The 12,810-nt window shown below is 62.8% G+C and carries 8 protein-coding genes and 2 pseudogenes; 5 read left to right on the top strand and 5 right to left on the bottom strand.

Translation table 11 applies throughout. The features are described from left to right. Nucleotides 1-595: 595 nt before the first annotated feature. The 5 genes and pseudogenes from K1X80_RS11120 to K1X80_RS11100 all read right to left on the bottom strand — a co-directional run. Nucleotides 596-2,488 (bottom strand): annotated as a pseudogene (locus K1X80_RS11120) (TonB-dependent siderophore receptor); the annotation flags it as partial. 324 nt (nt 2,489-2,812) lie between these two features. Beyond that, nucleotides 2,813-3,142 (bottom strand): annotated as a pseudogene (locus K1X80_RS28390) (sigma factor); the annotation flags it as partial. A gap of 129 nt (nt 3,143-3,271) precedes the next feature. Beyond that, nucleotides 3,272-3,808 (bottom strand): DUF4174 domain-containing protein, encoded by a 537-nt coding sequence (locus tag K1X80_RS11110; RefSeq protein ID WP_186626312.1) that lies wholly within the window; start codon nt 3,806-3,808, stop codon nt 3,272-3,274. 164 nt (nt 3,809-3,972) lie between these two features. Continuing rightward, nucleotides 3,973-4,605 carry a glutathione S-transferase N-terminal domain-containing protein gene (locus tag K1X80_RS11105; protein ID WP_186626313.1) on the bottom strand — a complete coding sequence of 211 codons (633 nt, stop codon included), beginning with the start codon at nt 4,603-4,605 and terminating at the stop codon, nt 3,973-3,975. A gap of 50 nt (nt 4,606-4,655) precedes the next feature. After that, entirely contained in the window at nt 4,656-7,013 is a 2,358-nt protein-coding gene (locus K1X80_RS11100) for a DNA polymerase II (RefSeq protein ID WP_120732455.1), read from the bottom strand. A 444-nt stretch (nt 7,014-7,457) separates the two neighbouring features. Here K1X80_RS11100 and K1X80_RS11095 point away from each other — a divergent pair, with 444 nt between their 5' ends. The 5 genes from K1X80_RS11095 to K1X80_RS11075 all read left to right on the top strand — a co-directional run bounded on the left by K1X80_RS11095 (nt 7,458) and on the right by K1X80_RS11075 (nt 12,810). Beyond that, complete coding sequence (locus K1X80_RS11095) at nt 7,458-8,345, top strand: LysR family transcriptional regulator (protein ID WP_057959050.1); 888 nt, start codon at nt 7,458-7,460, stop codon at nt 8,343-8,345. A gap of 116 nt (nt 8,346-8,461) precedes the next feature. Then, nucleotides 8,462-9,568, top strand: coding sequence for a tartrate dehydrogenase (locus tag K1X80_RS11090; RefSeq protein WP_120732453.1), 1,107 nt, complete (start codon nt 8,462-8,464; stop codon nt 9,566-9,568). A 2-nt stretch (nt 9,569-9,570) separates the two neighbouring features. After that, a complete protein-coding gene (locus K1X80_RS11085; RefSeq protein WP_198792803.1) occupies nt 9,571-11,019 on the top strand; it encodes an aldehyde dehydrogenase family protein in 1,449 nt (482 codons plus the stop codon). Between the two features lie 32 nt (nt 11,020-11,051). Continuing rightward, nucleotides 11,052-11,810, top strand: a complete 759-nt coding sequence (locus K1X80_RS11080; protein ID WP_120732449.1) for an SDR family oxidoreductase — start codon at nt 11,052-11,054, stop codon at nt 11,808-11,810. Between the two features lie 28 nt (nt 11,811-11,838). After that, nucleotides 11,839-12,810, top strand: coding sequence for a cyclase family protein (locus K1X80_RS11075; protein WP_198792805.1), 972 nt, complete (start codon nt 11,839-11,841; stop codon nt 12,808-12,810).

Raw genomic sequence — 12,810 nt, 5'->3', positions numbered from 1 at the left:
AAAGCCAGCGCGCGGAAGTGCTGACTGCGATGGTGGTGTGTCAGCTAGCAGAAACAGTGCCTGGACCACCGCTATCGCGGGCAAGCCCGCTCCCACAGGGGGGTTCTGCCGGGCATAGAGTTTTGGCCACACCACAATACGAATGTGGGAGCTGGCTTGCCTGCGATGGCGGTGTGTCAGCTAGCAGAAATGGTGCCTGAACTACCGCTATCGCGGGCAAGCCCGCTCCCACAGGGGGGGCTCTGCCGGGCATAGAGTTTTGGCCACACCACCGTTCAAATGTGGGAGCTGGCTTGCCTGCGATGGCGGTGTGTCAGCTAGCAGAAACAGTGCCTGGACCACCGCTATCGCGGGCAAGCCCGCTCCCACAGGGGGGCTCTGCCGGGCATAGAGTTTTGGCCGCACCACAATGCAAATGTGGGAGCTGGCTTGCCTGCGATGGCGGTGTGTGAGCTAGCAGAAATGGTGCCTGAACTACCGCTATCGCGGGCAAGCCCGCTCCCACAGGGAGGGGCTCTGCCGGGCATAGAGTTTTGGCCATACCACAATGCGAATGTGGGAGCTGGCTTGCTCCCACCGGGGATAGTGGGCAGGTCTAGAAGTCGTACTTGACGCTGGTCATCAGGTTGCGCGGCGCACCATACATCCCATGGTTACCGGCATAGCTGAAATACTCACGGTCAAACAGGTTGTTGAGGTTGACCGACGTACTCAACTGCGGCGTCACGTCGTAGCGCAGCAGCAGGTTGGTGATGGCGTAGCTGCCCTGGCTGAATGTGTGCAGGTCCTCACCAACCTTGCTCTGCCAGTTCACCCCGCCGCCAACCGTCACTTTGTTCAAGGCCCCCGGCAGACGGTAAGTGGTGAAGGTTTTCAGGCTCTGGCGCGGCAAGGTGGTGACGATGCGTTTGTCGTCGGCATCGGTACTGACCGCATAGGCGTAGCCCGCGGAGGCTTGCCAGCCTTCAGCCAACTCACCGTTGAGTTCCAGCTCGACGCCCTCGGTAGTGGTGCCCTTCTCGTTGCGATAAGTATTGCCGCCCGGGGTGTCGATCCAGATCGCGAGGTTGTCCTGTTCCAGCTTGAACAGCGCCAGGCTGGTGTTGAGTTTTTCGTCGAAGAAACTGCCCTTCAAGCCCAACTCGTAGCCCTTGCCTTCCATGGGTTCCAGGGCCTTGTTGTTGATATCGCGCACCCAACTGGCCTGGGGATTGAAGATCTTGGTGTAGCTGGCATAGGCCGACCAGTTGTCGGTCAGGTCATAGACCACGCCGGCATAGGGAATGTACACGCCGGTTTCCGACTCATCGGTGCGGGTGGCGACGCCGCCGTAGGGGCTGTCTGCGGTTTCGCGCTTCCAGTCGATGACACGGCTGCCGAGGATCACGCTCAGGTCGTCGGTCATGCGCAGGCGGGTACTCAGGTAAGCGGCGTATTGGCTTTCATCCACCGAGGATTTGCCGGTCACCGGGAAGTCCGGCTTGGCCGAGTGCCCGTCCCAGTTGAACAGGTTGTCGATGGCGCCCGCCGGGGAGCCGGAATACGCGTAGTTCCAGCCGCCATGGCTGGGCACGTTTTCCTTGTATTTGGACAGAGTCACGCCGGCGATCAACTCGTGCTCGCGGCCCAGCAGGTCGAACGGCCCGGTGGCGTACAGGTCGAGGTTGTCCTGGCGCGGCGTACCGGAGAAGCGCACCGGCAACTGCGTGGTGCCGCTGCCATCGCTGTTGAGGCTGCCGTTGACGTAGTTGAACACCTCATCGAACTTGTTTTGCGAATGGGTGAACTCGGCCTTGGCGCTCCAGCCGCTGTCGAACTTCTGCTCGATGGAGGTAAAGAAGCTGGTCTGCTCATGGTCGTTATAGGACCAGGCCGGCGCGGTATTCAGGGAGCGGCTGAGGTTGCTGCGCGAACCGTCGGTAAAGCGCGTAGGCAAACCGGAGCGCGCCGGGGCATCGACGTCGGTACGCAGGTAGCTGAAGCCCAGGGTCAGCAAGGTGTCTTCGGTCAGGTCGAATTCAGTGATGCCCTACAGCAATTGGGTCTGCTGCTTGTAGCGGTCGACCCAGGCATGTTCGGTCTTGTAGTCGGCCACCAGGCGCCCGCGCACGTTGCCGGTTTCGGTCAGCGGGCCGGACACGTCGAGGCCACTGCCGTAGCGGTCCCAGTTGCCCGCTTCAGCGGTGACACTGGCCCGCGCCTCGGCCGTCGGGCGCTTGCGGATCAGGTTGATGGTGGCCGAGGGGTTGCCCATGCCGCTGATCAAACCGGTGGCGCCGCGCACCACTTCCACCCGGTCGTACATCGCCATGCTCTGGGTGTAGTTGTCCATGCGCGCAACGGTAGGCACACCGTCGATTTCGAAGTTCTGGATCTGGAAACCACGGGAGAAATAGCTATCGCTTTCCGACCCCAGGCCATCACGCAACACGATGATGCCGGGGGTGGCATCCAGGGTATCCGACAGGTTGGTCAGGCGCTGGTCGGGGCTGTAATTCACATCGACAGCGGTGTCGGTATTGAGCTGGATTTCGCTGTTGTCCGCCAGTTCGATGCGCCATTGCTCACCGACCGAGGTGCTGAAATCGCTGGTCCAGGGTTGCAGCAGGCCGGCGTCCCTGGCGGTCCACGCCACACTGCCGGCCGCCAGCAACAGGGCCAGGTTTTTAATCACCCGACGCCGGGATATCGCCGGCAACAGGGTGGCGCTGACCAGCGCCTGATGTGCCGGGTCGCGCACCTCGTGCATACGCTGGAAAAATCGCTGGGAATGCTGCCAGACCTGCTCGTTGAGCGGATCCAATTGGCGCCACGCCAGCCACTGGGCGCGGGTCTGTTCGGTGACATCCGGCGCCTGCAACTCCAATTGCCCCGCCAGGGCTTGCAGGTAGGCCTTTTCCAGCTTTTGCCGACGAAAGTGATTGGACAACACGCTTTGTGCGACTTTCGCCAGAAAGCTGCGGGGCGCCTGGACTTCAAGGGGTTGGTTCTTGGCCAGCAAACGCAGGAACGTGTCCTGGGCCAGGTCGGCGGCGCTCTGCGAACAGTTCAGGCGACGCCACAGCCAGTGCTGCAGCCAGCGATGTTGCTGCTGATACAGCGTGGCCAGGTCAGTAGGGCTTGTCGCAGGGGTCGGGGGCATGGAGGGCGCGCGCAGAGGGCAAGCCGCAAATGATAACGGTTATCACATGCTTCATGACGCAATGCCCGCAAGTGCCACACGACTTGTAGGGTTCGCTGGCCCCTCCCCTGTAGGCGCCAGCGAGGAGCATCAATCTTCCAGCGGTTGCGGCGCGTGCTTGCCAGGCTTGCTCGCTGCCGGGGCGGCGGGTTCAGGCTCGGCGGGGGCGGCGGCTTCTTTTTCTGCCATGGGCATCTTGTCGACAGCCGCAAAGAACTCTGCAAGGTCAAGGGTATCGGGCGGCACGGTCTTTTCGACTTTCTTCTCGCCGTCCTTGCCCACCAGGATCACTTTGGTGCCGACACTGGCCCCCAGCTTCAAGGCGCGGATCAACGCGTTGGTGTCCTGGGCGCCGAGGTCCTTGCCGTCACGCTGGCCGACGGTGCCGATGCTCGTGTAGTTCACGGTGTAGAGCACCATGTTGCGCTCGGTGAACTTCTGTTTGTTCTCAGGCTGTTCAAGATCTTTCTTGAGCTGGACCTGAGTCGGGTCGATGGAGCTGGGTGCAATCACGATCAGCGGGCGGAATTTGCCTTGATCCTGTTCCAGCGGGCCTCGGTTATCCGCAGCCAACAACGGCCCCGTAAACGCCATCAAGGTAGCCAGGGTCAGCGACCGGACGAGCATGCGTACCTCCTTCCAATTCCATGCAGAGTTTTTGAGTTTCATGTCTGCGACAGTCAATTTCAAGGATGATTCCTACGCGACTATCAGAAAGAGTAGGCCAGGACGCCCGTGACGCAAGGGCTCGAGGTGCTTCGAGGCTCATTGTTTCTTCTGATTGCCAAGGCTCACTGCTCGGGCCAATCCGGCCAGTGCCAGGCGAACACCGGGGCCACCTGCGGGTCGGCGTCCACCTGCGCCAGGGCCTGGGCGCATGCGGGGTGGGAGTGTCGCAGGACGTCGCGTACACCCTCCCAGCGGGACACCGCCGCCGCCATGATGCCCAGGGCATTGGGCAGCCCCTGTGGGGTAAAGAGTTGCCCGGCAAATTGCTCGGCAAATACCTGCCAGGTCCGGTGCAGTTTCTGCTGGGTGCCCGCGATCAGTTGCGCCTGCACCGTCTCGTCAGCGTCGGCGAGAAAGCGTTGCGGGTAGTCGATGATGGTGATCGCCGAGTAGCAGTTGGCGGCGATATACACCAGGCCGCGAATGATCTGCGCACGGTGACCGGACAGCAAATCGCTGGCCGGATACGCCAGGCCCAGGTGAATCAGGATCGCCGCGCTTTCCGTCAACACGCTGCCGTCGGGCAGTTGCAGGGTGGGGATCTGCCGCAGCGGGTTGATCTGCCCAAGGGCCTCAATCCCCGCCCCATCACCCCAGGGGCTGGCATCGACCTGCTGCCACGGCACGCCGCAGCGTTGCAGGGCGATTTCGACGATGCATGAACCAGAACTTTGCGTGCCGTAGAGCGTGTACATGGGCATTCCTCCTGGAGATTCAGCGTCCAGAGTGAAACGTTTTCCCAGGGTTAAAACAAGCCCATCTGACCACCGACCAAGGTGCTGAAATCATCATCGACAAACGGCAGGATCGCATCGGCCACCGGCTGTAATTGCCGGGTGACGTAGTGGTCGTAGTCAATCGGCGCCTGGCGCACTTCCAGGGGCTCGGGGCCGTTGACGGTGATCACGTAGCGAATCCAGCCACCGTTCTGATACTGGCGTGGACGGCCCTGGCGGTCGTTGTATTCATCCGCCAGGCGCGCGGCCCGCACATGGGGCGGCACGTTGCGCTCGTAGTCGCCCAGTTGCCGGCGCAGGCGTTTGCGGTAGATCAGCAGCTCATCGAACTCACCACTGAGGGTGCGGCGCACATAGTCACGCACATAATCCTGGTGGGGCTGGCGGTGGAAGATGCGCTGGTACAACTCCTGCTGGAATTGGCGGGCCAGGGGCGACCAGTCGCTACGCACAGTCTCCAGGCCTTTGTAGATCATCTCTTCACTGCCATCGGCACGGGTCACCAAACCGGCATACCGTTTCTTGCTGCCCTCCTCCGCCCCACGAATGGTCGGCATCAGGAAGCGGCTGAAGTGGGTTTCGTATTGCAGTTCAAGGGCGCTTTGCAGGCCGAATTCGTTGTGCAGGCGTTCGCGCCACCATTGGTTGACGTGTTGCACCAGGTCCTGGCCGATGCGCGTGGCATCCTCCTGGGAATGGGCACTGCCGAGCCAGACAAACGTAGAGTCGGTATCGCCATAGATCACTTCATAACCCTGGGCTTCGACCAGTTCGCGGGTCTGGCGCATGATCTGGTGGCCGCGCAGGGTGATCGACGACGCCAGCCGCGTATCGAAAAACCGACAGCCGCTGGAACCGAGCACGCCGTAGAAGGCATTCATGATGATCTTCAGGGCCTGGGACAACGGCGCGTTATGCTCGCGTTTGGCCACCTCGCGGCCTTCGGAAACCCGCGCCACAATCGACGGCAGGCAATGCCGGGTGCGGGAAAAGCGCGCACCGCGAAAGCCTTCCACCGACTCGTTGTCGTCGGGGTGGCGCAGGCCTTCGATGAGGCCCACGGGGTCGATCAGGAAGCTGCGGATGATCGACGGATACAGACTTTTGTAGTCCAGCACCAGCACCGACTCGTACAGCCCCGGCCGCGAGTCCATGACAAAACCGCCGGGGCTGGCCTGGGGCGGCTTGTCCCCCAGGTTGGGCGCGACAAAGCCCTGGCGATGCATCAGCGGCATGTACAAGTGGGTGAACGCCGCCACCGAACCACCGTTGCGATCCGCCGGCAGGCCGGTGACGCTGGCCCGCTCCAGAAGGAACTTGAGCAGCTCGGTCTTTGCGAAAATCCGCGTCACCAGCTCGCAGTCCTTGAGGTTATAGCGCGCCAGGGCGGGCTTGTCCTCGGCGAACATGCGGTTGATCTCGTCCATGCGCTGGTAGGGCGTGGAGATCGACTTGCCTTCCCCCAGCAGGGTCTGGGCGACATTTTCCAGGCTGAATGACTCAAAGGTCCAGGTCGCCGAACGCAGGGCCTCGATACCATCAATGATCAGCCGGCCGGCAGCGGCGGCGAAGTAATGGTTGCGGCTGCCGTGCTCGCGCCAGGCCATGGCCTCGCCGCCACGGCCGAGCAGCAATGGCACGTTAAGCCGTTGGGCATGCTCGTGGAGGACCCGCAGGTCGAACTGCACCAGGTTCCAGCCGATGATCGCGTCGGGGTCGTGTTGCGCCAGCCACTGGTTGAGGCGCTCCAGCAGTTGGGCGCGGCTGTCGCAGTATTCGAGCTTGAAATCCACCGCGCAGGTTTTGTTCGGCGGGCCGAGCATGTACACCTGGCGCTCGCCACAACCTTCCAGGGCGATGGAGTACAGCTCGCCGCGCGCGGTGGTTTCGATATCCAGCGACACCAGTTTCAATGCCGGGCGGTAGTCGGGCGCGGGCTTCATCTGCGCCTCCAGCAACATCCCGCCCTCGCCGGGGGTGCCGTCAAATGCCACCGGCGCGGTGATGAAGCGCTCCATCATATAGCGCTCGGGCGGGCGCACATCGCCTTCGTAGACATCCACGCCGGCCTGGCGCAGGCGTTTTTCCAGGTCCATCGCCTGGCGATGCTGACGGGTATAAAGGCCCAGGACCGGGCGGTGGTGGAAGTCACACAGTTGCAGCGGGCGCAGTTCCACGTCGCGCTCGCCCTTGAGCACCCGTTGCGCGTGCTCGCGGTGGGCCAGCGGAATAAACATCACCGAAGGCTGTACCGGTAGACGGATATACCGCGGCCCCTGGTCGGTCGCCAGCCAGAAGCTGACCTCCGTGCCCGCCGGGGTGTCGCGCCAATGCCGGGTCAGGACAAAACCCTGCTGTAAATCCACCTTGCCGCACCTCAGGAATCGCTTTCAGGGCGCGATTCTACTCGGCATCCGCCATCAGGCCTTAATAGAAATTTCTGGCCTTCAGATACGTCGTACCTCACGCACTAGTTTGTAAAGCGCCATTGAGCTGACCCAGGGCGATCCACGGGTGGCCAAGCTGTCGGCGAGCATCGAGTTCTAACCGGCACTTTACTCAAGGCAGCAAAGGTCAAAGGTGGGAGCTGTCGAGCCCCGGCGAGGCTGCGATGGCGGTGGGTCAGTCACCATCAATGCTGGCAGTGCCGCCGCCATCGCAGCCTCGCCGGGGCTCGACAGCTCCCACAAAGGATCGGCGGTGCCTCCAAAGTTGAGTCAACAGCATATGTCCAATGTGTGAGGGGCAGATGATTGGACAGTCCTGCCCCAACTGCGTAGTTTTCACAGACCGCGCACAAGGACTCTGGCATGGCCCCCGATCTCACTTCCATCGAGCTGTTCCTCAAGACGGTCAAGCTCGGTAGCCTGTCCCGGGCGGCCGAGCAGTCGCACCTCTCGCTGTCTGCGGCCAGCCGGCGCCTGTCGTTGCTGGAGCAACACTTCAAGGTCGCCCTGTTGCACCGCTCCTCCACCGGCGTCTCGCCCACGGCGGCCGGCGAGGTGTTGGCCGAGCATGGGTTGGCGATTTTGCGCGCAGTGGATGTGATGCACGCTGACCTCGCCGACTACGCCAAGGGCGCCACCGGCCGCGTGTGCCTGTATGCCAACAGTTCGGCGATGAGCCAGCAACTGCCCAGCCAATTGACCCAGTGGAACGCCCAACATCCCGGTATCCGCCTGGATATCCGCGAGGAGCGCAGCCGTGAAATCCTGCAGGCGGTGCGCGATGGCGTGGCCGATGTGGGCATCGTCACCACCCAACCGGGCGGCGAGGACTTGCGCTTTGCCCCTTACTGCCAGGACCGCCTGTGCCTGCTGGTGCCCGATGATCATCCGTTCAAGATGCGCCATGCGCGCTTTGCCGATTTGCTGGGCTATGACTTCGTCGGCCTGGAGGACAACGCCGCCATCACCGCACTGATCACCGAAGCCGCCGCCGCGATTGGCATGCCGTTGCGCCTGCGGATCCAGGTGCGCAGTTTTGAAGCCGTGTGCCGGCTGATTGCCGCCGGGCAAGGGGTTGGCGTGCTGCCCCAGGGCGCGGTGCAGATCTTTCGCAAGGAAATGGCCTTGCGCTTTATCGAAATTGACGACCCGTGGGCCGACCGCCAGATGTACCTGTGCATGCGCCAGGAACAGCCTTCTCCTACAAGCCTGGCATTATTCGACTACCTCGCTGCCCGCCACTGCGCCTAACCGCGAGCCTTCGAATTTTGCGAAGACCACTTCCATAATCAGCAATTCCACCACCGTGGCAACTGTGCCAAGAATGTCCCCGCCTCACTGACAACAACAAAAACAGGAGACACGGCGTGTCCAATTCCACGACCAGCACCCCCCATCGGATTGCCGTGATTCCCGGCGACGGTATCGGCCGCGAGGTAGTGCCCGAAGGCCTGCGCGTACTGCAGGCGGTCAGTCGGCGCTTCGGCATTGCCTTTGAGTTCGATCACTTTGCCTGGTGCAGCGAACACTACTTGGCCCACGGCACCATGATGCCGGACGATTGGGCCGAGCAGATCGGTAGCCATGACGCGATCTTCTTCGGCGCCGTGGGCGCCCCGGACATCATCGCCGACCATACGGCGGTGTGGGAGTCGCTGCTGAAGATCCGCCGTCAGTTCGACCAATACGTCAACATTCGCCCGGTGCGCCTGATGCCCGGCGTGCCCTGCCCGCTCGCCGGCCGTGTGCCGGGGGATATCGACTTTATCGTGGTGCGCGAAAACACCGAGGGCGAATACTCCAGCGTCGGCGGGAGGATGTGGGAAGGCACGCCGCGTGAGATCGCGGTACAGGAGTCGATCTTCTCCCGCGAAGGCGTGGACCGGGTGGTGGACTATGCCTTCAAACTGGCCCAGCAGCGACCGCGCAAGCACCTGGTGGCCGCCACCAAATCCAACGGTATCTCCATCACCATGCCGTTCTGGGACGAGCGGGTGAACCTGATCGCCCAGCGCTACCCGGACGTCAAGACCGCCAAATTCCACATCGACATCCTCTGCGCACACTTTGTGCAGCACCCGGACTGGTTTGATGTGGTGGTGGCCTCCAACCTCTTTGGCGACATCCTCTCCGACCTCGGCCCGGCCTGCACCGGCACCATCGGCATTGCGCCGTCGGCCAACCTCAACCCCGAGCGGCGCTACCCGTCGCTGTTCGAGCCGGTACACGGTTCGGCACCGGACATTGCCGGGCTGGGCGTGGCCAACCCCATCGGACAGATCTGGTCGGCCGCATTGATGATCGAGCATCTGGGCAATGGCGACCCGCTTTACCAAGAGGCCGCAGCAGCCATTGTCTCAGCCATCGAGACGGTGCTTGCGCAAGGCCCGCGCACCCGGGAAATGGGCGGCAGCGCCAGTACGATTGAAGTGGGCGTGGCCATCGCCGAATGCATCGCCGGGAACAGGAGCTGAACATGATCAACGCACATTACATCGCCAACCAATGGCAAGCCTCGACATCCCTGGAAGACATCCCGGTGATCGACCCCAGCAGTGGCGAAAGCTACTCCAGCATCGCCCGTGGCACCGCTGCCGATATCGACGCCGCCGTCAGCGCCGCGCGCCTGGCCGTGGGTAAGACCTTCGACGGGCCATGGGGCTCGTTGTCGGCACTGGAGCGTAGCCGCCTGCTGGCCAGGCTGGGCGCAGCGGTGTTAGAGCATCACGAAGAGCTGGCGCAGATCGAAGCGCGGGACACTGGCAAGGCGCTGAAAGTGGCACGGGCCGATGCCACCGCCCTCGCCCGTTACTTCGAGTATTACGCCGGCGCGGCCGACAAGTTGCACGGCGAGACCCTGCCCTATCAAAACGGCTACACGGTGCTGACGGTGCGCGAGCCCCATGGGGTCACCGGGCATATCATCCCGTGGAACTACCCGATGCAGATCTTCGGGCGCAGCGTCGGTGCGTCCCTGGCGGCAGGCAATGCCTGTGTGGTCAAGCCGGCGGAGGATGCCAGCCTGTCGTTGCTGCGCCTGGCGCAGATTGCCGCCGAGGTGGGCTTCCCGGCCGGCGCGATCAATGTGGTGACTGGCTACGGCTACGAGGCCGGCGCGGCGTTGTGCAGCCATCCGGGGATTGATCACATTTCGTTTACCGGTTCCACCACGACCGGCACGGCGGTGTCCAAGGCCGCTGCTGAGCGGCACTGCCCGGTGACCCTGGAGCTGGGCGGGAAATCGCCGCAACTGGTATTCGCCGATGCCGACCTGGACGAAGCCTTGCCGGTGCTGGTCAACGCCATTGTGCAGAACTGCGGGCAGACCTGTTCGGCGGGCAGCCGGTTGTTGGTGGAACGCAGCATCTATGAGGCCCTGGTGGAGCAACTCAGCCAGCGCTTTCGCGAACTGCGCACCGGGCCTTCGGCGCTCGACCTGGATATGGGCCCGCTGATCAACCAGAAGCAGCAACGCCAGGTGCGTGAGTTCGTGCGCGAGGCCGAACAGGCCGGGATCACCGTAGCCGCCCGCGGCCAGGTGGTGGCCGAAGCCGGCAGTGGCGGTTACTTCCAGGAAGCAGTGCTGTTTCGCGATGTGCCGCCCGACAGCCGCCTGGCCCGGGAGGAAGTCTTCGGCCCAGTGTTGGCCGTGATGCCCTTTGACGATGAAGCCGAGGCCATCCGCCTGGCCAACGGCACCGAATTCGGCCTGGTCGCCGGCGTATGGACCCGCGACGGCGCCCGGCAGATGCGCCTGGCGCGCAAGCTGCGCTGCGGCCAGGTGTTTATCAACAACTACGGGGCCGGCGGCGGGGTTGAACTGCCCTTCGGCGGCGTCAAGGCCAGCGGTTATGGCCGGGAAAAAGGCTTCGAGGCCCTGCTGGGCTTTACCACTTTGAAGACCATTGCGATCAAACACGGCTAAGCCATTACAACAACAAGAAAGGAGCACACTCCATGCGTCTAGCAAACAAAGTTGCCATCGTCACCGGCGCTGGCTCCGGGTTTGGCGAAGGCATCGCCAAGACCTTTGCCCAACAGGGTGCGCGGGTTATCGTCGCCGACATGAACGCCACCGGCGGCCAGCGGGTGGTCAATGAGATCGCCGCCAGCGGCGGCCATGCCCATTTCGTTGAGGTCAATGTGGCCAACGACGAAAGTGTGGGCGCGCTGCTGCGCGCCACCCTGGAGCAATTCGGCGGGCTGGATATCGTCATCAACAACGCCGGCACCACCCACCGCAACCGGCCGATGCTGGAAGTGGACGAGGCCGAGTTCGACCGAGTGTTCGCGGTCAACGTCAAAAGCATCTTCCTCAGCGCCAGGCATTTTGTGCCGCATTTTCGCGGCCAGGGCGGCGGCGTGTTCGTCAATATTGCCTCGACCGCAGCGATCCGCCCGCGCCCGGGACTGGTCTGGTATAACGGCAGCAAGGGTGCGGTGGTGGTCATGAGCAAAACCATGGCGGCGGAGCTGGGGCCGGACAATATCCGCGTCAATTGCGTGAACCCGGTGGTCGGCGCAACCGCGTTGCTCAGTGAGTTCATGGGCGTGCCGGACACCCCGGAAAACCGCCAGAAGTTCATGGCGACCATCCCCCTGGGACGTTTTTCCACCCCGCAGGACGTGGCCAATGCCTGCCTGTATCTGGCCTCGGACGAAGCGGCCTTTATCACCGGCACCTGCCTTGAAGTCGACGGTGGGCGCTGCGTGTAACTCAACGACCAAAGGGATCGGAGTCGATATGTGTGACTTACATAACAAGAACGAACCGAACACCAGGCAATTACTCGAAGGCCTGCCCAAGAACTGGGGCAAATGGGGACCGGACGATGAAGTCGGCGCCCTCAACTACCTGACCGAAGCCGAAGTACTGCGCGGTGTCGCTTCGGTGCGCCAGGGCAAGACCTTCACCCTGCAAGTGCAGATCGGCCATCCGGGCGGTGACCCGATGTGGCCGGCGCGCAACCCGTCGATGCGCTTCAATACCCTGGATCACAGCCACTATCACTTCGGCAAGCAACCCGAAATGACCGGCGGCGCGGCGTATTGCGACGATGTGATCTTCATGCAGTTGCAAGGCTCGACCCAGTACGACGCCCTCGGGCATGCCTGGTACGACAATCAACTGTGGAACGGCTACGACGCCATGAGCACCGTCGGCGGCATGGCCAAGGCCAGTGTGCTGGCGATTGCCGAGCGCGGCGTGGTCGGGCGTGCGGTGTTGATCGACATGGCCCGCCATCGCGGCAAGAAATACCTGGGCCGTGGCGAAACCTTCAACCACCTGGACTTGCTGGCCGCCGCCAAGGCCCAGGGGGTGACCATCGAAAAACGCGACATCCTGATCATCCGTACCGGCTCCATGGGCGCGTTCTACGAGTATGGCAAGACCGAGTTCTTCCAGGACCTGGTGGAACCTGGCCTGACCTACAGCCGGGAACTGGTGGAGTGGTTCCACGCCATGGAAATCCCCAACCTGGTGACCGACACCATCGCCAATGAGGTGATCACCGATCCGGTGTCGGGGGTGCAGATTCCATTGCATTGCGCGCTGATGCGCAACCTCGGCATCGCCTTTACCGAGATCGTGCTGCTGGAGGATCTGGCCGCCGATTGTGCCGACGACGGCCAGTGGAAGTTCCTCTACACCGCCGCGCCGTTGAAGATTGTCGGTGGCAGCGGCGCGCCGGTGAATCCGGTGGTGATCAAGTAG

It is taken from the genome of Pseudomonas sp. So3.2b (assembly GCF_019464415.1).
GTDB lineage: Bacteria > Pseudomonadota > Gammaproteobacteria > Pseudomonadales > Pseudomonadaceae > Aquipseudomonas > Aquipseudomonas shahriarae.
This window is presented reverse-complemented; position numbering and strand designations above follow the sequence as displayed.

Excerpts from the sequence above, each read along its gene's own strand:
- K1X80_RS11110 (WP_186626312.1), bottom strand. The coding sequence starts at position 3,808 with ATGCTCGTCCGGTCGCTGACCCTGGCTACCTTGATGGCGTTTACGGGG.
- K1X80_RS11105 (WP_186626313.1), bottom strand. The coding sequence starts at position 4,605 with ATGTACACGCTCTACGGCACGCAAAGTTCTGGTTCATGCATCGTCGAA.
- K1X80_RS11095 (WP_057959050.1), top strand. The coding sequence starts at position 7,458 with ATGGCCCCCGATCTCACTTCCATCGAGCTGTTCCTCAAGACGGTCAAG.
- K1X80_RS11085 (WP_198792803.1), top strand. The coding sequence starts at position 9,571 with ATGATCAACGCACATTACATCGCCAACCAATGGCAAGCCTCGACATCC.
- K1X80_RS11080 (WP_120732449.1), top strand. The coding sequence starts at position 11,052 with ATGCGTCTAGCAAACAAAGTTGCCATCGTCACCGGCGCTGGCTCCGGG.
- K1X80_RS11075 (WP_198792805.1), top strand. The coding sequence starts at position 11,839 with ATGTGTGACTTACATAACAAGAACGAACCGAACACCAGGCAATTACTC.